The 20181-nt window shown below is 67.1% G+C and carries 16 protein-coding genes and 1 riboswitch; of the genes, 5 read left to right on the top strand and 11 right to left on the bottom strand.

Going from position 1 to position 20181, the window contains the following annotated elements; translation table 11 throughout:
* Positions 1-19 precede the first annotated feature (19 nt).
* Positions 20-1399: an L-serine ammonia-lyase gene (locus ACWIEX_RS07020; protein WP_454032371.1), complete on the top strand. Its 1380-nt coding sequence runs from the start codon at positions 20-22 to the stop codon at positions 1397-1399.
* Positions 1400-1478: 79 nt separating this feature from the next.
* On the top strand, positions 1479-2510 hold the full coding sequence (gene ltaE / locus ACWIEX_RS07015) for a low-specificity L-threonine aldolase (RefSeq protein ID WP_454032370.1): 1032 nt from the start codon (positions 1479-1481) through the stop codon (positions 2508-2510).
* A gap of 10 nt (positions 2511-2520) precedes the next feature.
* Here ltaE and ACWIEX_RS07010 read toward each other — a convergent pair whose 3' ends face one another.
* The 9 genes from ACWIEX_RS07010 to ACWIEX_RS06970 all read right to left on the bottom strand — a co-directional run bounded on the left by ACWIEX_RS07010 (position 2521) and on the right by ACWIEX_RS06970 (position 13173).
* Entirely contained in the window at positions 2521-3315 is a 795-nt protein-coding gene (locus ACWIEX_RS07010) for an ABC transporter ATP-binding protein (RefSeq protein WP_454032369.1), read from the bottom strand.
* Positions 3312-4355, bottom strand: a complete 1044-nt coding sequence (locus ACWIEX_RS07005; RefSeq protein WP_454032368.1) for a FecCD family ABC transporter permease — start codon at positions 4353-4355, stop codon at positions 3312-3314. The genes ACWIEX_RS07010 and ACWIEX_RS07005 overlap by 4 nt, the downstream gene beginning before the upstream one ends.
* Complete coding sequence (locus tag ACWIEX_RS07000; RefSeq protein ID WP_454032367.1) at positions 4352-5389, bottom strand: ABC transporter substrate-binding protein; 1038 nt, start codon at positions 5387-5389, stop codon at positions 4352-4354. Before ACWIEX_RS07000 ends, ACWIEX_RS07005 begins: the two co-directional genes overlap by 4 nt.
* A gap of 212 nt (positions 5390-5601) precedes the next feature.
* Positions 5602-5813, bottom strand: a riboswitch (cobalamin riboswitch).
* A gap of 35 nt (positions 5814-5848) precedes the next feature.
* Positions 5849-7027 carry a mandelate racemase/muconate lactonizing enzyme family protein gene (locus tag ACWIEX_RS06995; protein WP_454032366.1) on the bottom strand — a complete coding sequence of 393 codons (1179 nt, stop codon included), beginning with the start codon at positions 7025-7027 and terminating at the stop codon, positions 5849-5851.
* 11 nt (positions 7028-7038) lie between these two features.
* Entirely contained in the window at positions 7039-8526 is a 1488-nt protein-coding gene (locus tag ACWIEX_RS06990) for a M81 family metallopeptidase (protein ID WP_454032365.1), read from the bottom strand.
* A 17-nt stretch (positions 8527-8543) separates the two neighbouring features.
* Positions 8544-9392, bottom strand: coding sequence for an ABC transporter permease (locus ACWIEX_RS06985; RefSeq protein ID WP_454032364.1), 849 nt, complete (start codon positions 9390-9392; stop codon positions 8544-8546).
* A complete protein-coding gene (locus ACWIEX_RS06980) occupies positions 9392-10336 on the bottom strand; it encodes an ABC transporter permease (RefSeq protein WP_454032363.1) in 945 nt (314 codons plus the stop codon). Before ACWIEX_RS06980 ends, ACWIEX_RS06985 begins: the two co-directional genes overlap by 1 nt.
* Positions 10337-10545: 209 nt before the next feature.
* On the bottom strand, positions 10546-12084 hold the full coding sequence (locus tag ACWIEX_RS06975; RefSeq protein ID WP_454032362.1) for an ABC transporter substrate-binding protein: 1539 nt from the start codon (positions 12082-12084) through the stop codon (positions 10546-10548).
* A 57-nt stretch (positions 12085-12141) separates the two neighbouring features.
* Entirely contained in the window at positions 12142-13173 is a 1032-nt protein-coding gene (locus ACWIEX_RS06970; RefSeq protein ID WP_454032361.1) for a succinylglutamate desuccinylase/aspartoacylase family protein, read from the bottom strand.
* Positions 13174-13252: 79 nt separating this feature from the next.
* Here ACWIEX_RS06970 and ACWIEX_RS06965 point away from each other — a divergent pair, with 79 nt between their 5' ends.
* Together ACWIEX_RS06965 and ACWIEX_RS06960 are read left to right on the top strand one after the other, a co-directional pair.
* The gene (locus ACWIEX_RS06965) at positions 13253-14011 is read left to right on the top strand and encodes a GntR family transcriptional regulator (RefSeq protein WP_454032360.1); all 759 of its coding nucleotides are present in this window, start codon (positions 13253-13255) and stop codon (positions 14009-14011) included.
* The gene (locus ACWIEX_RS06960; protein ID WP_454032359.1) at positions 14008-15204 is read left to right on the top strand and encodes a mandelate racemase/muconate lactonizing enzyme family protein; all 1197 of its coding nucleotides are present in this window, start codon (positions 14008-14010) and stop codon (positions 15202-15204) included. Before ACWIEX_RS06965 ends, ACWIEX_RS06960 begins: the two co-directional genes overlap by 4 nt.
* Positions 15205-15375: 171 nt before the next feature.
* Here ACWIEX_RS06960 and ACWIEX_RS06955 read toward each other — a convergent pair whose 3' ends face one another.
* The gene (locus ACWIEX_RS06955) at positions 15376-16743 is read right to left on the bottom strand and encodes a sigma-54-dependent transcriptional regulator (protein ID WP_454032358.1); all 1368 of its coding nucleotides are present in this window, start codon (positions 16741-16743) and stop codon (positions 15376-15378) included.
* Positions 16740-18560, bottom strand: a complete 1821-nt coding sequence (locus ACWIEX_RS06950) for a sensor histidine kinase (RefSeq protein WP_454032357.1) — start codon at positions 18558-18560, stop codon at positions 16740-16742. Before ACWIEX_RS06950 ends, ACWIEX_RS06955 begins: the two co-directional genes overlap by 4 nt.
* A 207-nt stretch (positions 18561-18767) precedes the next feature.
* Here ACWIEX_RS06950 and ACWIEX_RS06945 point away from each other — a divergent pair, with 207 nt between their 5' ends.
* Positions 18768-20099 carry a dicarboxylate/amino acid:cation symporter gene (locus tag ACWIEX_RS06945; RefSeq protein ID WP_454032356.1) on the top strand — a complete coding sequence of 444 codons (1332 nt, stop codon included), beginning with the start codon at positions 18768-18770 and terminating at the stop codon, positions 20097-20099.
* Positions 20100-20181 lie beyond the last annotated feature (82 nt).

The raw sequence follows: 20181 nt of genomic DNA, 5'->3' as shown, positions 1-20181 counted from the left end.
GCTTCGACAGGGGGCGGGAATGTTCCTGAGCGTATTCGACGTCTTCAAGATCGGCATCGGCCCCTCATCCTCGCATACGATGGGCCCGATGACGGCGGCGGGGCAGTTCCTCGACCTGCTGCGCCGGGACCCGGCGCGCGATCGCGCGGCAGCCGTCACCGCGACGCTCTACGGCTCGCTCGCCTTCACCGGAAAGGGCCACGCCACCGACCGGGCCGTCGCGCTCGGCCTGCTCGGCTGGACGCCGGCCGCCTTCGATTTCGACGCGGCCGAACGCCAGCTCGACGAACTCGGCCGCAGCCACCTGCTGCGCCATGACGGCCTGCCGCCACTGGCCTTCGATCCCGCGACCGATATCGTCTTCGACTACGGGCCGCCTTTGCCCGGCCATGCCAACGGCCTCGTCTTCAGCGCCCGCGATTCCGCCGGCGTCGAGCTGCTGTCCGAGACCTATTATTCGATCGGCGGCGGCTTCGTGGTCACGGCGCAGGAGCGCGAAGCGCCGGCCGCCTCTACGCAGACATCGTCCTGGCCCTACCCGTTCGCGAACGCGGCAACCATGCTGCGCATGGCCAAGGAGAGCGGGCTGTCGATCGCGGCGATGAAGCGCGCCAACGAAACCCATCTCCAGCCGGCGGAAGAGGTCGAAAGCGGCCTCGCCCGGCTCTGGTCGGTGATGAACGACTGCATCGAACGCGGCATGAACCAGGAGGGCGAATTGCCCGGCGGCCTGCGCGTGCGGCGCAGGGCAGCGCATATCCAGCGGCAACTGGCGGCCGAGCGGCTGGCCAATCGTTCTCAGCCGCACGCCTCGACCGACTGGCTTAGCGTCTACGCCATGGCGGTGAACGAGGAGAACGCAGCCGGTGGCCGGGTCGTCACCTCTCCGACCAACGGGGCGGCCGGCGTCGTGCCGGCGGTGCTGCGCTATTATCTCGACCATTGCATCGGGGCTGAGCCGGAAAAGGTTTCCGATTTCCTGCTGACGGCGGCAGCGATCGGCGGATTGATCAAGCACAACGCCTCGATCTCCGGGGCCGAGGCCGGCTGCCAGGGCGAGGTCGGTTCGGCCGCCGCGATGGCCGCGGCCGGGCTCTGCGCCGTGCTCGGCGGCACACCCGCCCAGATCGAGAACGCCGCCGAGATCGCGCTGGAGCACCATCTCGGCATGACCTGCGACCCCGCGGCGGGCCTCGTCCAGGTGCCGTGCATCGAGCGCAACGGCATCGGCGCGATCAAGGCGGTCGCGGCCGCGTCGCTGGCGCTGCGCGGCGACGGCTCGCATTTCATGCCGTTGGACAACTGCATCGAGGCGATGCGGCAGACCGGCGAGGCCATGAACGAGCGCTTCAAGGAAACCAGCCTCGGCGGGCTCGCCGTCAACCTGCCGGAATGCTGAGCCCTCCCCTGCCATTTTTGCATGATGGATCGGGCGGGCGCCCGATAGGTTGGACGCACAGCCTGCAAGGATCGGATCGATGATCGTGGATGACTTCCGCTCGGATACGGTGACACGCCCTGGCGAAGGGATGCGAGCCGCCATGGCCGCAGCCGAGGTCGGCGACGCCGTCTATGACGATTGCCCGACGACCAAGCGCCTGGAAGCCATCACCGCCGAGCGGCTCGGCAAGGAATCGGCCCTGTTCTTCCCCACCGGCACGCAGGCGAACCTCGCCGGGCTGATGGCCCATTGCGGCCGCGGCGAGGAATATCTCGTCGGCCAGATGGCCCATACCTATCGATTGGAAGGTGGCGGCGCGGCCGTGCTCGGCTCGATCCAGCCGCAGCCTCTTCCGAACGAGGCCGACGGCACGATTGCGCTCGACGCCATCGCCAATGCGATCAAGCCGAACGATTTCCATTTCGCGATGACGCGCCTGCTGGCGCTGGAGAACACCTTCAACGGCCTCGTCCTGCCCGATGCTTATCTGGAAGCCGCGACCGGGCTCGCCCGCTCGCGCGGTCTCGCCACCCATCTCGACGGCGCCCGCCTGATGAACGCGGCTGCCGCGAGCAATCGCGATGCCGCCTGGATCGCCGGGCAGTTCGACACCGTGTCGCTGTGCCTCTCCAAGGGCCTCGGCGCGCCGGTCGGCTCCATCCTCGTCGGCCCGAAGGATTTCATCGAGAAGGCCCGCCGCATCCGCAAGATGCTGGGCGGCGGCATGCGCCAGACCGGCGTGATCGCTGCCGCCGCGATCTACGCGCTGGAGCACAATGTCACGCGGCTCAGCGAGGATCATCGGCGCGCCGCGGCTCTGGCGGGGGTGCTGGCGCGCTTCCCGGAACTCGGCGCCGGGCCGGCCCGCACGAATATGGTGTTCATGTCGCCCAAGGCGCTCGATACCGCCGCCTTAGCCGCCTTCCTGCGCGAGCGTGGCATCGCCGTCAGCGGGCGTTACGGCACATTGCGCTGGGTGACCCATCTCGATGTGAACGACGCCTCCGTCGCGCGCGTCGCCGAAGCCTGCGAGAGCTTCTTTGACAAGCGGCAAGCGGCTGCGGAGTAGAGGCCCGGCCTCAACCGCTTCCGGGCGCAGTCTTCCGCGGCTCGGCCTCGACCAGGTATTCGATGTGGCGCCGCCCGGAAGCTCCCGGCCGAATCGAGACCGCGACGCCGAAGATGTCCTTGATCGCCTCGGCGGTCAGGACGTCTTCCGGCGCGCCGGCCGCCTGCAAACGCCCGTCATGCAGCAAAGCGATCTCGTCGCAGAACATCGCGGCGAGGTTGAGATCGTGCAGCGCCATGATGCAGGTGATGCCGAGGCGGCGGACCAGGCTCAGGATCGAGAGCTGGTGCTGGATGTCGAGATGGTTGGTCGGCTCGTCCAGGATCAGCTCGCTCGGCTCCTGCGCGAGCGCCCGCGCAATGTGGACGCGCTGGCGCTCTCCCCCTGAGAGCGTGTGCCAGAACTGGTCATGCCGCTCGGTGAGCCCGACCCGCGCCAGCGCCTCGTTGACGGCGGCCTCGTCGGCGTCGTTCCAGGAGGCGAGCGCGGCGCGATGCGGCGTGCGACCGAGACGGACGACGTCGCAGACGGAAAGCTGGATCTCGGTGGTCGCCTGCTGCTCGACGAAGGCCAGCCGGCGGGCGAGTTCGCGGCGCGGCACGCCGGCGATGTCGTAACCGTCGAGTGTGACGACGCCGCTCGCGACATTGCGCAGGCGACAGAGCAACCGGAGCAGGCTCGACTTGCCGGAGCCGTTGGGGCCGATCAGCCCGAGCACCCGGCCGGGCGCCGCTTCCAGCGTCACGCCATCGACGATCATCCGGCCGCCGGCACCCCAGCGGACCTCGCGGGTCGCGAGCGTCATGCCGGCCTCCGGGCGCGATAAAGAATGAGCGCGAAGACCGGCGCGCCGAACAGGGCCGTGACCACGCCGATCGGCAGGATCTGCTGCGGGATCAGGATGCGGGAGAGGATGTCAGCGAGGATCATGAAGATCGCACCCACGACGAGGCAGGCCGGCAACAAGCGGGCATGGCCGGAGCCGACGAGGAAGCGCGCGGCATGCGGGATGATCAGCCCGACGAAGCCGACCGTGCCGACGATCGAGACCATTACCGCCGTCATCACCGCCGTCGTCGCGAAAAGCACGACCTTGACCCGCGTGACGGCGACGCCGAGGGACGCCGCGGCATCGACACCGAAGGCGAAGGCGTCGAGCACCTTGGCGTGCAGCATGCAGATACCGAAACCGATGAAAGCGACAGGCGCCGCCATCCAGAGATCGGGCCAGCGCACGCCACCGAAATTGCCGAGCAGCCAGAACATGACGCCCCGCGCCTGCTCGGCGCTGGCGAGCGTCGTGACGATCGTCGCCGTCGCCGCATTGAAGAGCTGCGAGGTGGCGACGCCCGCAAGGATCACGCGGTCGCTCGCACCGCCCGCCCCCGCCGCCAGCATGGCGACGACGACGAGAGCGGCGCAGGAGCCGATGAAGGCGCCGGTCGAAACCGACAGCACCGTGCCGCCGATGCTGATGCCAAGGATCAGCACCGCGACGGCGCCGGTCGAGGCGCCCGCCGAAATGCCGAGGATATAGGGCTCGGCCAGCGGATTGCGCAGCAACGCCTGCAGGATCGCGCCCGACAGGGCCAGCGCGCCCCCGCACAGACCCGCCATCAGCGCGCGGCTCAGGCGATAATCGAAGATCACGCCCTGCTGGATCGCGCTGACCGAAAAGTCGAGATCGAACAGACCGTTGCCGAGCGCCTTCAGGGCCGTGTCCAGCGGGATGCGCATCTCGCCGATCGTCACCGCCAGCGCGACCGAAAAGGTCAGCGCCAGCAGCGAAGCCAACGCGATGCCGATTCGCGCCGGCCAGTTCGGCCCATGGGCGGCGTGGCTCAACGCGAAAGCCCGAAGCCGGCGATCGCCTTGGCGAGCGTCTCGATGCCGTCGATGGTGTCGAGCCCGGCGCGGGTCGCCCCGACATCCATGATGACGACGCGGTTGTTCTTGACGGCGTCGAGCTTGCTGACGACCGGGTCGGTCTTCAGGAATTCCAGCTTCTTCTCGATATCGTCGGCCGGGAAGCGGCGGCGGTCCATCTTCACGGTGACGATCACGGCCGGATTGGCGGCGGCGATGCTCTCCCAGCCGACCAGCGGCCATTCCTCGTTGGTCGTGATGATGTTGCGGGCGCCGAGCTTGGACAGGATATAGGCGGGCACGCCGTTCTTGCCGGCCATGAAGCCGTCGCCCTTGATGTCCTTGCTGGAGAACCAGACGACGACGGGAACATCCTGCGCCTTGAGCTTCGCGACCTGCTCAACGGCCTTGTCCTCGCGTGCCTTCAGCTCGGCGACGAGCGTCTCGGCACGGTCGGCGACGTCGAAGATCGCGCCGAACTCGCGGATGTTGCGATAGACCAGCTCCATCGTGAACATCTGCGTACGAACGCCGTCGCCGGCACCGGAATTGTCCTTGCCGACGCAATCGGTCGGCGAGACATAGCTCGGTACCTTCACCTTGGCGAACTGGTCGCGCTTGCCGACGATGCCGTTGGGCCCGACATGCCATTCGAACATCGCGGTGACGAGATCGGGCTCCTGCGCCAGCACCGCCTCGAAGCTCGGATCGTTATCGGCGAGGCGCTTCACCTTGGCATTGACGGCCTCATATGGCTTGGCCACCGGCGAGAACCAGACCGCCGTGCCGACGACGCGGTCGCCGAGGCCGAGCGCATAAAGGATTTCCGTCTGGGTCTGGCCGATCGCGACGACGCGCTTGGGCGCGGCGTTGAAGGTAATCGTCTCGCGGCAATTCTCGAGGGTCAGCGGGTATTTCGTGGGCGCCGCAGTGGCCGTGCCGGCAGCGAGAGCCCCGAACAGCGCGGCGGCCGAGAGGCGAAGCAGGGAATTGAACGGGCGCGCAACCGGCATTGAGGCTATCCGAAATGTAACAATGTTGCATTTCCCATAGAGTGCACGGCAGGCAGCCGTCAAGCCGCCTTGGGCGGCCTGTGCAGCGGTCTTCGTGAACATGGATTTCATCGCTCCCCGAGATGACGGCCGGGGCAGCTTTGGCATGTGGGACGGAAAGGCGGCGCAGGGCCCCCATCGACTCACAGGCTCCGGAACACCCCGTCCGAAAGACGTCTTCGACGACCGGGGCAGGTCTCCTGGCTCGCGGGTCGATGCCTGTTCCGCCCGGCCTTCCCGGCGCATCAGGCGCCAGTGGACGATGGACGGAGAGCTCGCCGCTTACAGTTGCGGGGGCAGCCTCGGCTTTGATGCGGCTAGCATCTCACCGAATTCCCTCTTAGCTCCGGGAGCAACCCGGAGAACCTCGATCGGCGCACACCCTATAAGGGCGTGGCGCCGCGTCAAGCCGACATCGCGTCAGAGGCTCGGCGTGCTGTAGAGCCGCTTGCCGCCGACGGAGATCTCGACGTCCTGCAGGTAGCCACGCAGCGCCGTCGTCGCGACCTCGATGCCGAGGCCGGGCGCATCCGGCGCCGCGACCTGCCCGTTCGCGTCGCGCTCCAGATGATTGGCGGAGATCGCCGTGGCGAGCGGCTTCGGCATGGCCGGGTATTCGCAGATCTCGTGATCCGCGAGACCGGCATAGGGCTGGAGCGAGGCGGAGAGCGCGAGATGCGAGGTGAAGGTGTGATTGACGAAGGTCACGCCCCTGGCGACCGCGTAATCCGCTACCGCCTTGGACGGGCCGATGCCGCCGATCCGCCCGCAATCGATCTGGACATAGCCGATGCCGCCATAGTCGATGAGCTGGCGTGCCATCGACTCGTTATGGGCACCCTCCCCGCCGGCCAGCCGGACCTTGGGGCTACGTTTGGCAAGACCGCCATAGGCTTCGAGCGCGCTGGCGTGGAACGGCTCCTCGAACCAGAGCACGTTCGCCTTCTCCATCGCCGGCAGACGGGCGGCGGCGCGCTCGACATCCTCGATAAAGATCTGACCGGTATCGACGAGCAGGATGCCGTCCTGTCCCAAGCCTTCGCGGGCGGCGACGAAATGCTCGGCATCGGCCTCGACGCTGCCCCGACCGATCGGACCCCAGCCGAACTTGGCGGCGCGGAAGCTGCGGCTGCGGGTATCGCGGGCGCGTTCGAGGGTTTCCTGCGCTGTGTCGCCGAACAGGACCGAGGCATAGGGCGTCTTGGGATGGCTCTTGGCATAGCCGAGCAGGCGCCAGACCGGCTCGGCGCGCATCTTGCCGAGGATGTCCCACAAGGCCATCTCGACGCCTGAGAAGGTATGCGGCGCCTGCAGCAGGTCCATCGAGTTATAGGCGACGGCGGCGGCGATGCGGGCGATGTCCTGCGGGCTCTCCAGATTCTGGCCCAGCACGGAATCCGCGACCGGGCGGCAGACGCCATGCGACATCGGACAGATGAAGGCGGCGATGGAGGGCAGCGGCGCCGCCTCGCATTCGCCCCAGCCGACATGGCCGCCGGCGGCGACCCTGACCAGCAGTGCATCCTGGCTGCCATCGGCCTCGTCGGTGACCACGGGCATGGCGAGATAGAAGAAATCGACGGCCTCGATCCTGGGCACGGGCTTCATCCTCACAGTTCGTAGATCGTGGCGCGGGGCGTGAAGGCAACGCCCTCATCGAGCGGGTAGATCGGCCGGGCGCAGATGGTGTGGCCCAGGCTCTTCAGATTGGCGGAGGTCGCGCCGGGCGCGTCGATGTTGAAGTTCCGCGCGCACCACTGGTCGAACATGTGGAATTCGGTGTGGGGCGACTTCACCACGATCAGGTCGAAATCGGTCGGGTCGATGCCGTTGGCATAGTACATCGCCCGGTCGAACAGGCTAACCGAGCGGCTCATCACGACCACGGTGACGTTGTCCCAGTTCAGCACCGCGGTCGGCCCGGCGCTGAGCGGCGCCTTCATCGTCTCGAGCGCAGCCTCGCCATCCGAGAGCAGCTTGACCTTGACGGTCACTTTCATCGGCGGGAAGCGGGCGGGATCGATCGAGCCGCCCAGTGCAACCTCGATCGTCGCACCGACGCCGACCTTGTGCGCGGCGGCAGCGGCTGGCGCGTCGACGATCTGCGCCAAGACACGCTTGCCGTAGCCGGCCTTGCGCAAGGCGGCGAGGATCAGGTTGCTGTCGCCGGAGGCGCCGGAGGAAGTGGCATCGGCGGCATCGGTGAAGATCACGGGACCGTCGATGCTGCGGGTCTGGGCGATGGCGCGATCGAGCGGGACAAGCTTGCCCTGCATGCGGAAGCGCAGCGGCCAGAACTCCTCGGCGAGCCGGATCGCCTCGCGCTCGGCGGTCGCCTTGTCGCCATCGGTGAGGATCAGCACCTGCGAACAGAGCTCAGGCACGTCGGTGAAAGGGTTGCCGATCATGATGCCGGCCGCGAGCGCCCGCCCCTCCTCTTCCAGCCGGCGGCATTCGGCGAGGAGTTCGCCATAGCAGCCGGTCTTGGTGATGAGCTCGTCGCCGCGGACCAGTGCGGGGATGACGACGCGCGCGGCGACCGGCTTGATCCCGCCGGCCATCAGTTTCAGCAGGAGTTCGGCGGCGCGGCGACCGGTATCTGCGAAATCGACATGGGGATAGGTCCAGTAGATCGCGAAGCCGTCGACATTGCGCAGCATGCGATCGGTCAGGATGCCGTGCAGGTCGAGCGAGATGACGATCGGCATGTCCGGCCCGACGCGCTGGCGCAGCTTCTCCAGCAGGTAGCCTTCCGGGTCGAGCTCGCCATCGGCACCCATCGCGCCGTGCAGCGAGACATAGATGCCGTCGATGCGGTCGAGCTTGGCGAAGATCGCGGTGAGGATTTCCTCGGAGAGCTTCTTCCAGCCTGCCGCCGAGAGCGGCCCTGCACTGCCGGAGCGCGCGCAGATCGTCGGCACGATCTCGATATCGGGCCTCGCCTCGAAGACAGCGAGCGCGCCCCCGAGCTCCTGGTTCTGGCCGCGCTGGACGTAGAGGCCGTCACCATGGTGGATCAGGAAGTTCTCGTAATGCGACGACAACGGATTGAAGGAGGAAATCTCCTGCTTGCAGTCGGCGATCAGGATGCGCTTCATCGGGCGGCTCCGGCGGGTCAGAATTTCAGGCGAGGGTCGAGCACGTCGCGCAGGCCATCGCCGAGCAGGTTGAGGCCAAGCACGCAGGTGATGATCGCGAGGCCCGGGAACACCGTGATCCACGGGGCCTCGCGCATGAAATCGCGCCCCTGGGCGATGATCGAGCCGAAGGAGGCGGCGGGCGGCGGTGGGCCGGCGCCAACGAAGGACAAAGCCGCTTCGGCGAGGATCGCGATGGCGAAGACATAGGTCAGGCGCACGATCAGCGGGCCGGCGACGTTGCGCAGCACATGCTTGAACAGGATCGTCCATTCGCCCACGCCGATGGAGCGGGCCGCGGCGATATATTCCTGCTCCTTCTCGATCAGGACCGAGGCGCGCACGATCCGGGCGGTATGCGGCGTCGTGGCGATGGCGAGCGCGATCACGACATTGGTGAGGGACGCGCCGAGCACCGCAGAGACGACCATGGCGAGCACGATCGACGGAAACGCCATCAGCGCGTCCATGATCCGCATGATCGGCTGGTCGAGATGGTAGAAATAGCCGGCGATGGCGCCGCTCAGCGTGCCGGCGATGCCTGCCAGCACCACGGTGCAGGCGCCGATGGCGAGCGAGATGCGGGCGCCGATCATCACGCGGGAGAGGATGTCGCGGCCGAAATGGTCGGTCCCGAACCAGTGCATCTCGCTGGGCGCAGCGAGCCGTGCCCGGACATTGCTTTTGAGCGGGTCGAAGGGGGTGAGCCAATCGGCGAAGAGCGCGACCGCGATCATGAGCAGGACCAGCACCGCCCCGATCACGAAGGAGCGGTTGCGCAGCAGGCGCCCCCAGAGGGCGCGGCCGACGAGGGGCGTGCCCTGCATCAGGCCAGCCTCACCCGCGGATCGACCACGGCGTAGAGGATGTCGACGACGAGATTGATCGCGAGATAGACCACAGCGAGGAAGAGCAGGCCGCCCTGCAGCACCGGGAAATCGCGCGAGGCGATGGCACCGACGATCAGGCGGCCGATCCCCGGAATGGAGAAGACCTGCTCGACGATGACCGCGCCGCCCAGCAAAGCGCCGGAGACGATGCCGATCACGGTGAGGATCGGGATCATCGCGTTGGGCAATGCGTGACGCAGGACGACATGGAGCTTGGCCAGCCCCTTGGCATCGGCGGTACGGACATAGTCCTGGCTCAGCGTGTCCAGCATCGAGGCACGCGCCATGCGGGCGATGAAGCCGACCTGCACCAACCCCAGCGTCAGCGCGGGCAGGACCATGCCGCGCAGCCATTCGGTGGGCGATTGCAGGAAGGGCGTGAAGCCGCCGCTGGGCAGCCAGCCAAGCGAGACCGCGAAGACGAGAACCATGACGAGACCGAGCCAGAAATCCGGCACCGAAAGCCCGAGCAAGGCCGTGGTCATCACCGCCTGATCGGGCCAGCGGTTGTGATTTACGGCCGCGATGATGCCGGCGGCGACGCCGAAGAACACGGCGAAGGCCAGCGCCAGCGCCGCCAGCGAAAGCGTGACCGGCAGCCGCTCGATCAGGGCAGCCGTCACCGAGCGGTTGAGCAGGATCGACTGGCCGAGATCGCCGCTGAGGATGCGCCCGTACCAGCCGAACATCTGCTGCGGCAGCGAGAGGTCGAGCCCGAGCGCGCTGCGCAGCTTGGCGACCTGATCGGGCGTCGCCGAGGCGTCGAGGAAGGCCGCTGCCGGATCGCCCGGCACCAGCCAGATCAACGCGAAGGACATCAGCGAGACCAGGACGAGCACGAGAAAGGCGCCCGCGAGCCGGCGGATCAGGAAGTTTCCCATGCCGCCCTCCTTCCGAGCGTCAGCCTGCGATCGTGAAAGACATTGGTCATCCCGGGCGACCGGAGGGAGACCCGGGATCCATTCCGGAGCGCTTCCGAAAAAGGTTCAGGCATGGATCCCGGATCGGCGCCGCTGCGCGGCTTGTCCGGGATGACACGACTATGATGGCGTCGGTCGAGGCCTATGAAGGCAGGCATCGACCGTTGCACTCAAGGCTCCAGCCAGACGCCCCACATGCGCGGGATGCGATAGGGCTTGAAGTTCTTGAGCTTGGCCGTGGAGGCCTGGAAGATGCCGTAGTTGCCGGCCTTCATCGCCACGGCCGCGTCGTACATGTGCTTCTGGAAGGCGTCGAAGAGGGCCTTGCGCTTGCCTTCGTCCATCTCGGCGTTGAAGGCAGCAGCGATGCGGTCGATCTCCGGGTCCTTGGCCTGCTGCGAGAGGCCGTTGACCCAGGGCGCCATCACCGAACCCGGCCCTTCATAGGGCTCGATGCCGAAGCCGTGCGTCCAGAAGGTCCAGCCCGTCGGCGTGAAGCCGATCTTGGAGACGGTCGGCCAGTCGGCGACGGAGATGTCGACCTCGATGCCGATCTCCTTCAGCTTCTGCTGAACCAGCGTCGCGGTATCGACATTGGGGCGCAGATTGTCGGTGATGAAGGTGACCTTGCCGCCCTTGTAGGAGGATTTCGCGAGAAGCTCCTTGGCGAGTTTCAGGTCGTGCTTGTTGTACTTGTCGCTGCCGACCGTCGAATGGAAGGCGGAGCCGGGATAGAGCCAGCTCGGGTCCATCTGGTAGATATCGGCATAGGAGATCGCCATGATCTCCTCCATGTCGAGCGCAGCCTGGACGGCGAGCCGGAAGTTCACGTCGTTGGCCGGCGCCTGCGCCTGGTTGAACTTGATCACCTGCAGGCCGAACGGCACCATCTTGTGGATGGTGAAGCGGTTGTCGGTGCCGAGACGCTTGGCGGTCGGGCCGTCGACGGTTTCGTTGAACTGGATCTGGCCGGCTTCGAGCGCCGCGGTGCGGGCGCCGCCTTCCGGCATGAAGCGGAAGGTGACGGTGTCGAGGAAGGCCTCCTTCTTGCCGGCGAAGCCGTCGCGACCGGTGCCCTTCGGATTGGGCGCATAGCCGTCATAGCGGGTCAGCTTGACGTGGCTGTCCGGCCTGTACTCGACGAATTTGTAGGGGCCGGTGCCGATGATCTCGATCTTGCCGGCTTCCTTGGCGGCCTCGCTCGCCGGGTAGATCGCGATCGGCGCGCGCGGCGACGAGAGATTGTCGAGGAAGGTCGATTGCGCCTGCTTCAGCGTGACCGTGACCTCGTGCTCGCCGCTCGCCTTGATCGTGTCGATGGCGGCGACCAGAGCAGGCGAGGCGCCAACCTTGCGATACCGTTCCAGCGAAGCGACGACATCGGCGGCATCGAGCTTCTTGCCGTTATGGAAGGTCACGTCCTTGCGGATCGGGAAGACATAGGTCTTGCCATCCGGCGAGACCGTGACGCCCTCGGCCAGCTCCGGCACGGGCTTGGCGTTCTCGTCGCGGGCATAGAGCGTCTCGAAGATATGGAGCGTGACGTTGCGCGAGGCCTGCGCCGAGGTGATCTGGGCATCGAGCGAAGGCGGCGCCTGGCTGATGCCGATGACGACGTCGCCGCCCTTGCGCTGGGCCAGCGCGTTCTGAGCCCCTCCGAGCATAAGCGCCGCCGCGAGCGCGGCGCCGAAGATGATGTGCTTTGCCATGTTCTTGTCCCCTCAGGATTGATGGTCAGGCACGTGGTGGTTCAGGCGTAAGCTTGATCAGGCGGCGGCGCGCGCCGCGTCGTAATCCTCCATCAGCACGGCGACCGCATCGCCGCGCTGGACGCGGCCCGGGCCGGCGGACATCCAGAGCACGCCGTCGCGGCGGTAGCGCACCTCTAGCGGATCGCGGTCGATATCCTCGACGAAATGCAGGTAACCCGCGAGATCGCCGGCGCGGCAGATGTCGCCGACGACATGGCGCGGCTCGAACAGTCCCCCAGCCGGCGCGAAGGAATAGCCGGCAGCATCGCGCACCATCATGTGGCGGGTGCCGGGCGAACCGTCGCGCTGGCTCGTATCGGGCTTGCCGTCCATCAGGCCGAAATGCTTGAGGATATTGGTCAGCGCCCGGTCGGCGATGCGCACGCCCTCGACATTGACGCGGCCCCAGCCGCCGAGCTCGGTGCCGAGCGAGAGGATGCCACGCCGTTCGACCGAAGAGGTCAGGGTGGCGCCCTCGTCGACGCCCCAGAACACGACATTATAGGGCGCACCGAAAGCTGCAGCAGCAGCCATGGTGCGCTCGCGCAACTTGGCATCGGCGACATAGTGCATATTGGTCGAAAGCGCCGAGTCGCCGGAATGGCCGGCGGTATGAAGGTCGACGGAGACATCGACCAGCGGCAGCACCACCGTGTCGACGAAATGCGCCAGCATCTCGGAAAAGGTGCCGCGCGGATTGCCCGGGAAGCAGCGGTTCATGTCGCGGTTATCGACCGGCGAGAGCCGGGTGTCGTTGAGCACGGCCGGCATGTTCAGCGCCGGGATCATGATCACCCGCCCCTGCACCTTGGCCGGATCGAGAGTGCGGGCGAGGCGCGAGACGGCGATCTGACCCTCATATTCGTCGCCATGCACGCCACCGGTGAGCAGGATCGTCGGGCCGGAGCCGTTCTTCACGCTGATGACGGGGATTTCGACGACGCCCCAGCCGGAGGTATTGCGCGACAAGGGCGCCCGCAGATAGCCGGCCTGCCTCCCTGAAGATTCGAAGTCGATCTCGCAACGAATCCGGCTTTCCGACGCCATGGCGAACCCCTTCTCGCTCTTGCGTTTCGTATGATTGTATACGATCATACGACCTGTCAAGCGAGAGGCAGAGAGCCGGATGACGGATACGAGCGACCAGATGCGGGCAGACGAAACAGCTACACCGGAGCGAGCAAAAAGCGCCGCGCCCGATTGGCAGCCGCTGCAGCCGCAGACGCTCGTCGACCACGCGATCGAGGCAATCATTGCCGGGGCCGCCGCCGGATTGATCCTGCCGGGAGACCGGATCGTCGAGGTCGATCTCGCCCGCAAGCTGGGAGTCAGCCGCGTGCCGGTGCGCGAGGCGCTGCGCCTGCTCGAAAGCCAGGGCGTCGTGATCAGCGAGCCCTACAAGGGCATCCGCCTGCGCCCGGTGACGAACGAGCGCGTCTCGGACCTGATCGAGGCTCGCATTGCGCTCGAAGCCAGCGCGGTGGTTCGCGCCGTCGCTGCCGGTCGCAACCGCGGCCATCATCTCGACGAGCTGCGCCGCGCCGTCGCCGAAATGGAATTGATGGCGGCGCGGGGCAGCGCCTATGGCGTCGCGGTTGCCGATACCGGCTTCCACCGCGCGCTCTGTCGGCTCGGCGGCAACAGCGTCACCTTCGACCTGTGGGAGACGCTGGCGCCGCAATGCACGATCATCTTCGGCCTCGCCACCTTCGGCAAGCCGATGGCCGGCGTGGTCGAGGAGCATGTCGACCTGCTCGCGGCCTTCGAGGCCGGCGATATCGCGGTGATCACGCGCACGCTCGACGAGCACATCACCGTCATGAACCACGCGATGGATTACGAGGCCATCGTCGCCAAGCGCCGCAGGGAAAGGGACGCCAAGTGAACGACCAGGCCATCCAGACGCGCGCAGCCGGCCGGGCGGCGGGGCTCCCGCCCTTCCGCATCACCCGCATCGAGGCCGCTCCCCTGTTCGGCGAAAGCCCCAAGGGTGGCTGGTCGGCGGAGATCCGGCCGGAGGATTCGATCCACGCTCTGATCGCGGTGCATACCGACCAGGGTCTCACCGGCTATGGCAGCGTCTTCACCGATGGCCGGCTCGTGCAGGCGGGTCTCAAGGTGCTGGAGCCGCTCTTCCTTGGAGCTGATGCGCTCTCGCCCGATTTCGTCAGCGAGAAGCTGCACCAGAACACCTTCTGGATGGGCCGCGGCGGCACGCTGACCCATACGATCAGCGGCATCGACATCGCGCTCTGGGACATTCTCGGCCAGGCGACCGGCCTCAGCGTCGGGCGCCTTCTCGGCGGCCGCTATCGCGATCGCGTGCAGCCCTATTGCTCGCTCCTGATGGAAGAGCCGGCGGCGATGAAGGACGTCGTCGCGAGCTACCGCGACAAGGGCTTCAGCGCCTTCAAGATCGGCTGGGGGCCGTTCGGCCGCGCGCTCGACGTCAAGCTCGACGAGGCTATCGTGCGCGCGGCGCGCGAGGCGGCTGGCGAGAAATCCAGGCTCTTCGTCGATGCCGGCGCCAGCGACGCACTCTGGCCGCACGGGCTGAAATGGGCCAAGCGCACGGCCGAGATGCTGGCGGATTACGAGGTCGGCTGGTTCGAGGAGCCGGTGCGACCCGACGCCATCGACGACTACCGCGAATTGCGCCGCTCTTCACCCGTGCCGATCGCCGGCTGCGAGGTTTTGACCCGGCGGCAGAGCTTCATTCCCTGGCTGACGACCGGCGCGGTGGACATCGTCCAGCCCGACGTCACCAAGGTTGGCGGCATCTCCGAGCAGCGCCGCATCGCCTGGATGGCCTATGATCTCGGCATCAAATATGTCGGCCATGGCTGGAACACGGCGCTCGGCCTCGCCGCCGATCTGCAGATGGCCTCAGCTTTCCCCGATGCCGACCTCGTCGAGTTCATCGGCGGCAGCCCCTATGTCGACGGCATTCTGGCCAGACCCTTTGCGCTGGACGCCGAGGGCTGGCTGACGATCCCGGACCTGCCGGGCCTCGGCGTCACCATCGATCGCGACAAGCTGGGTCGTTATACGCCCGATCCGCAGGCGCTGTTCGGATGAGCGCCTAGCTGGCGGCATTCAAGGACAACGCGGGTCATCCCGGACGCAGCGAAGCGGAGATCCGGGATCCATGCCTGAACCTCAATCGGGAGCGTTCCGGAATGGATCCCGGGTCAAGCCCGGGATGACCCGCGTGGTTCCGTGAATAGTCGGCCAGCCCCTGTCGCCATTTCACTCCGTTATCGCATAGGCCGCCCGGTCGATGCCGTGGCGGGCGAGCTTGTCGTAGAAGGTCTTGCGGGGGATGCCGAGCATCTCCAGCGTCGCGCGGACATCGCCGCGATTGGCCTCCAGCGCCTCGCGGATCAGGCTGGCCTCGATCGCATTGAGGCGATCCGGCAGGCTGGCGACCGGCGCATCCGGGCGACTGAACTGCGCCGGCAGGTCGCTGGAGAGGCCGAGCGCCACACGCTCGGCGAAATGGACGAGCTCGCGGACATTGCCGGGCCAGTCGTTCTCGACCAGATGGCGCTCGACCGCGCGATCCAATGCCGGCACCGGCCGGCGATACTTTTCCGCCGCCCGCGCCAGGAAGCGCGTGAAGAGCAGCGGAATATCGCGACGGCGCTCGCGCAGGGGTGGAATGCGCAGTGTCACGACATTCAGACGGTAGAAGAGGTCCTCGCGAAAATCGCGGCGCTGGGCAGGGTCGCCGAGATCGGCCTTGGTCGCTGCCACCACCCGGAGATCGACGCGGCGCAGGTCGTTCGAGCCGAGCGGGGCGATCTCGCGCATCTCCAGCACGCGCAGCAGCTTGACCTGCGCCGAGAGCGGCATGCTCTCCAATTCGTCGAGGAAGAGCGTGCCGCCGCTGGAATGCTCGATCCGGCCGATCCGCTTCTTCTGCGCGCCGGTAAAGGCACCCGGCTCGTAGCCGAACAATTCACTCTCGATGACGCTGTCGGGCAGCGCGCCGCAGTTCAGCGCGACGAAAGGCTTGTCGCGGCGGCGCCCGAGCCGGTGCAGAAGGCTGGCAACGACCTCCTTGCCGGTCCCGGTCTCGCCGAGCACGAGCACATCGACATCAACATCGGCGAGTTCGCGGATGGTCTGGCGCAGGCGCGTGATTGCGGCCGTCTCACCGATCAGAGCCGTCTCCTCTTCGCCCTGCTCGGCCAGCGCCCGCAGGCGCCGGTTCTCGAGGACGAGCGCGCGCTTCTCGGCCGCGCGCCGGAGCGTCTCGACGAGGCGTTCGCCGGCATAGGGCTTGGCGATGAAATCATAGGCGCCCTCGCTCATCGCGCCGACGGCGGTCGCGATATCCGCATGGCCGGAGATCATGATCACCGGGATGTCGGGATCGAGCGCCCGCAGGCGCCGGAACAGTTCGATCCCGTCCATGCCGGGCATGCGGATATCGGTGACGACGATGCCCGCGTAATCCGGCCCGATACGTGCCAGCGCCGCGTCTCCGGACGGCAGCGCCACCGCCTGGAAACCTGCAAGGCGCAGGGCCTGGACATTGGCGTCGCGCAGGTCGGGATCGTCGTCGACGAAGGAGACCTCGATCGCGGCGATGGAGCCCGCGGAATCGCTCATGCCGCCGCCCTTTCGAGAGTGATGACGAAGCTCGCACCGGCACCCGGCTGGCTCGTCGCGGTCAAGGTGCCGCCGAAGGAGACGATCATGTCCTGCGAGATCACCAGCCCGAGGCCGAGCCCCTTGGGTTTCGATGTGCTGAACGGGGTGAAGAGCTGCGCCAGCGCCTGCTCCGACAGGCCGGGCCCGCGATCCGTGATCGCGATCTCGACCCGGTCGTCGCGCGGCCTGACCGTGATCGCCAGCGCAGGCTCGCCGCCCTGCCCGCCTTCCATCAGCGCTTCGATCGCGTTGCGCAACAGATTGACCAGCACCTGTTCCAGCTCGATCGGGCGGGCGACAACGAGGAGAGGCTCCGGCGGCGCGGTGATCAGCGGCGTCACGCCGATCTGGCGCAAGGGGCCTTCGAGCAACGTCAATGCGCCCTCGATCACGGTACTGACCGGAACGGGGGCGAGTGGTTCCTTGCCGCGCCGGGCGAAACCGCGCAGCGCTTCGGTGATCGAGCCGATTCGATCGGTCAGCGACACGATCCGGACCAGCGCGCCGTCCGCATCCGCGGGCTCCGCGCGCTTGAGGAAGGTGCGGGCGTTCTCGGCATAGGTGCGCAAGGCCGCCAGCGGCTGGTTGACCTCATGCGCGACGCCGGCGGTGATCTGGCCGAGCGTCGCGAGGCGATTGGCCTTGGCCAGCTCCTCACGGAGGTTGGAGAGGCGCTCCTGTGCGCGGGTGCGCTTCGCCATCTCGGCGACGAGGCGTTCATTGGCACCGGCGAGCTCGGCCGTGCGCTCGGCGACGCGGTCCTCCAGCTCGGCCTTGGAACGGGCATCGGCCTCCTGCCGGGCGAGATTGCGCTGGCGGCGATAGAGGGCGAAACCGGCCAGCGCCGCGCCCGGCATCAACAGGAGTGCGACCAATGCCTGCGATTGCGCCCGCCCGCCGGTGATCGCCGCATCGACGGGTTGGAGCACTTCCAGGAGCCAGTCCGTCGTCGCGACGGGCTGGCGGATGCGGACATAGCGGCCGGCAAAGGCGCCGGCGCCCTGAACGAGATCGCCGCGCTCCTGCAAGGGCAGCAAGGTCAACGGCGCGGTACCGAACTGAAGCGAATCCCGGATCGCAGCCGCGGTCGCCGGATCGAGTGGCGCCTCGACCCCGAAACGCCAGTCCTCGACCGTCGAGAGCAGCACGACGCCACGCCGATCGACGACATAGGTCTGGCCGCCGAGCGCCCGCCAATCGGCCTCGACGCGGTCGAACTCGGCCTTGACGACGATGACGCCCAGGCTGCGGCCGCCCTCCTCGATCCGCCGGGTGACATAGAGGCCAGGGCGCTGGCTGACCGTGCCGAGCGCGAACTGCTCGGCCGCCCCGTTTGCGACGGCCCCCCTGAAGTAGTCGCGAAAACTGTAATCGCTGCCGACGAAGCTCGTCGGCTCGTTCCAGTTGCTCGCCGCGATCGCGACGCCGTCCGGGCCGAGCAGATAGATCACCGCCGCTCGGGCTTCCTTGGCGATCGCCTCCAGCTTGAGGTCGAGCCCGTGGCGGCTGCCGCCGGTCAGGGCCTGCCGGACATCGGGATCACGCGCCAGGATCACCGGGAGCGCGCGCTGCTTCTCCAGTTCGCCACGCAGGATCGCGAGCGCCAGCGTGCCGCCATCCGTCGCCCGGCTCTCCGTCGCGGCGATGGCGCGGCTGCGGCCGATCTCACCGGCGGTAAAAAGCGAGGCGACCGCGAGCCCCGCGACGACCAGCCCGAAGACCAGCCAGCGCAGCGTCGCGGCACTCTTCCACGGATCGCGCCCGGAACGGCTCATCCATCTGTCGTTGTGCGGAATCCCGCACAAATCAAGAGGCGGGGTGCGGAATTCCGCCCGCAAGGCTCGCAAACTGATTCCGAGATGAATCGCAACTCATTGATTTATTTGCATTTCCTGAAAATCGGTTGGTTGGCACATGGGTTGCGAAAGAGGGGCAGCGGTTTCGAACAAAACCAACACGACCGCCGACCCAAGGAGCAGACCATGGCGACCCCGATCATCGCGCCCGCTCAGCCGGCGCATCCCCGAAAATTCTACCAGCACCTCTATGTGCAGGTGCTGTTCGCCATCGCGGCGGGCATCCTGCTCGGCCATTTCTGGCCGGAACAGGGCGCCGCCCTCAAGCCTCTCGGCGATTCCTTCATCAAGCTGGTGAAGATGATCATCGCGCCGGTGATCTTCCTGACGGTCTCGACCGGCATCGCCGGCATGACCGACATGAAGAAGGTCGGGCGCGTCGCCGGCAAGGCGATGATCTATTTCCTGTGCTTCTCGACGCTGGCGCTGATCGTCGGCCTGATCATCGGCAACCTGATCCAGCCTGGCGCCGGCCTGCATATCAATCCCGCCAGCCTCGATGCCAAGGCCGTCCAGGGCTACGCCGCCAAGGCGCATGACACGAGCATCGTCGGCTTCCTGCAGAACATCATCCCGGACACGATCGTCGGCGCCTTCGCCTCGGGCGACATCCTGCAGGTGCTGTTCTTCTCGGTGCTGTTCGGCCTGTCGCTGGCGATGGTCGGCGAGCGCGGCAAGCCGGTGCTCGATTTCCTCCAGGCGCTCTCGACCCCGATCTTCAAGCTGGTGGCGATCCTGATGAAGGCCGCCCCGATCGGCGCCTTCGGCGCGATGGCCTTCACCATCGGCCGCTACGGCATCGGCTCGGTCGCCAACCTCGCCTTCCTGATCCTGACCTTCTACATCACGGCGGCGGTGTTCGTACTGGTCGTGCTCGGCGCCGTCGCCCGCTATAACGGCTTCTCGATCCTGGCGCTGATCCGCTACATCAAGGACGAGATCCTCCTCGTCATCGGCACCTCCTCCTCGGAAGCGGCGCTGCCGAGCCTGATGGAGAAGATGGAAGCCGCCGGCTGCAAGCGCTCGGTCGTCGGGCTGGTCATCCCGACCGGCTATTCCTTCAATCTCGACGGCACCAATATCTACATGACGCTGGCGGCGCTGTTCATCGCCCAGGCGATGGATATCCACCTGCCGCTCGGCGACCAGATCCTGCTGCTGCTCGTCGCCATGCTGTCCTCGAAGGGCGCGGCCGGCATCACCGGCGCGGGCTTCATCACGCTCGCCGCCACGCTCTCGGTCGTCCCGGCCGTCCCGGTCGCCGGCATGGCGCTGATCCTCGGCATCGACCGCTTCATGTCGGAATGTCGCGCCGTGACAAACTTCATCGGCAACGCCGTCGCCACAGTCGTGGTGGCCCGCTGGGAAGGCGAGCTCGACGAGAACCGCCTCAAGGCCGCGCTCGCCGGCCAGTTGCCCGATTTCCTCGACGAGCCGCTGATGGCTCCGGCCGAGTAAGCCGGGCTTCACAAAGCGAAAGCCGCCGCCGGCATCCCGGCGGCGGCTTTTTGTTCGACGAACCACGCTTGTCATTCCGGGG

The sequence above is a fragment of the Allobosea sp. NPDC055353 genome (assembly GCF_053644975.1).
Note: the sequence above shows the minus strand (reverse complement) of the source record. Positions and strands in the feature narration are given on the sequence as shown.

What these genes read in the sequence shown, in the direction of transcription:
- ACWIEX_RS06945 (WP_454032356.1), top strand. Translation starts at nt 18,768, where the DNA reads ATGGCGACCCCGATCATCGCGCCCGCTCAGCCGGCGCATCCCCGAAAA.
- ltaE (WP_454032370.1), top strand. Translation starts at nt 1,479, where the DNA reads ATGATCGTGGATGACTTCCGCTCGGATACGGTGACACGCCCTGGCGAA.
- ACWIEX_RS06950 (WP_454032357.1), bottom strand. Translation starts at nt 18,560, where the DNA reads ATGAGCCGTTCCGGGCGCGATCCGTGGAAGAGTGCCGCGACGCTGCGC.
- ACWIEX_RS06970 (WP_454032361.1), bottom strand. Translation starts at nt 13,173, where the DNA reads ATGGCGTCGGAAAGCCGGATTCGTTGCGAGATCGACTTCGAATCTTCA.
- ACWIEX_RS06980 (WP_454032363.1), bottom strand. Translation starts at nt 10,336, where the DNA reads ATGGGAAACTTCCTGATCCGCCGGCTCGCGGGCGCCTTTCTCGTGCTC.
- ACWIEX_RS06965 (WP_454032360.1), top strand. Translation starts at nt 13,253, where the DNA reads ATGACGGATACGAGCGACCAGATGCGGGCAGACGAAACAGCTACACCG.
- ACWIEX_RS06990 (WP_454032365.1), bottom strand. Translation starts at nt 8,526, where the DNA reads ATGAAGCGCATCCTGATCGCCGACTGCAAGCAGGAGATTTCCTCCTTC.
- ACWIEX_RS06975 (WP_454032362.1), bottom strand. Translation starts at nt 12,084, where the DNA reads ATGGCAAAGCACATCATCTTCGGCGCCGCGCTCGCGGCGGCGCTTATG.
- ACWIEX_RS07010 (WP_454032369.1), bottom strand. Translation starts at nt 3,315, where the DNA reads ATGACGCTCGCGACCCGCGAGGTCCGCTGGGGTGCCGGCGGCCGGATG.
- ACWIEX_RS06955 (WP_454032358.1), bottom strand. Translation starts at nt 16,743, where the DNA reads ATGAGCGATTCCGCGGGCTCCATCGCCGCGATCGAGGTCTCCTTCGTC.
- ACWIEX_RS07000 (WP_454032367.1), bottom strand. Translation starts at nt 5,389, where the DNA reads ATGCCGGTTGCGCGCCCGTTCAATTCCCTGCTTCGCCTCTCGGCCGCC.
- ACWIEX_RS07020 (WP_454032371.1), top strand. Translation starts at nt 20, where the DNA reads ATGTTCCTGAGCGTATTCGACGTCTTCAAGATCGGCATCGGCCCCTCA.
- ACWIEX_RS06985 (WP_454032364.1), bottom strand. Translation starts at nt 9,392, where the DNA reads ATGCAGGGCACGCCCCTCGTCGGCCGCGCCCTCTGGGGGCGCCTGCTG.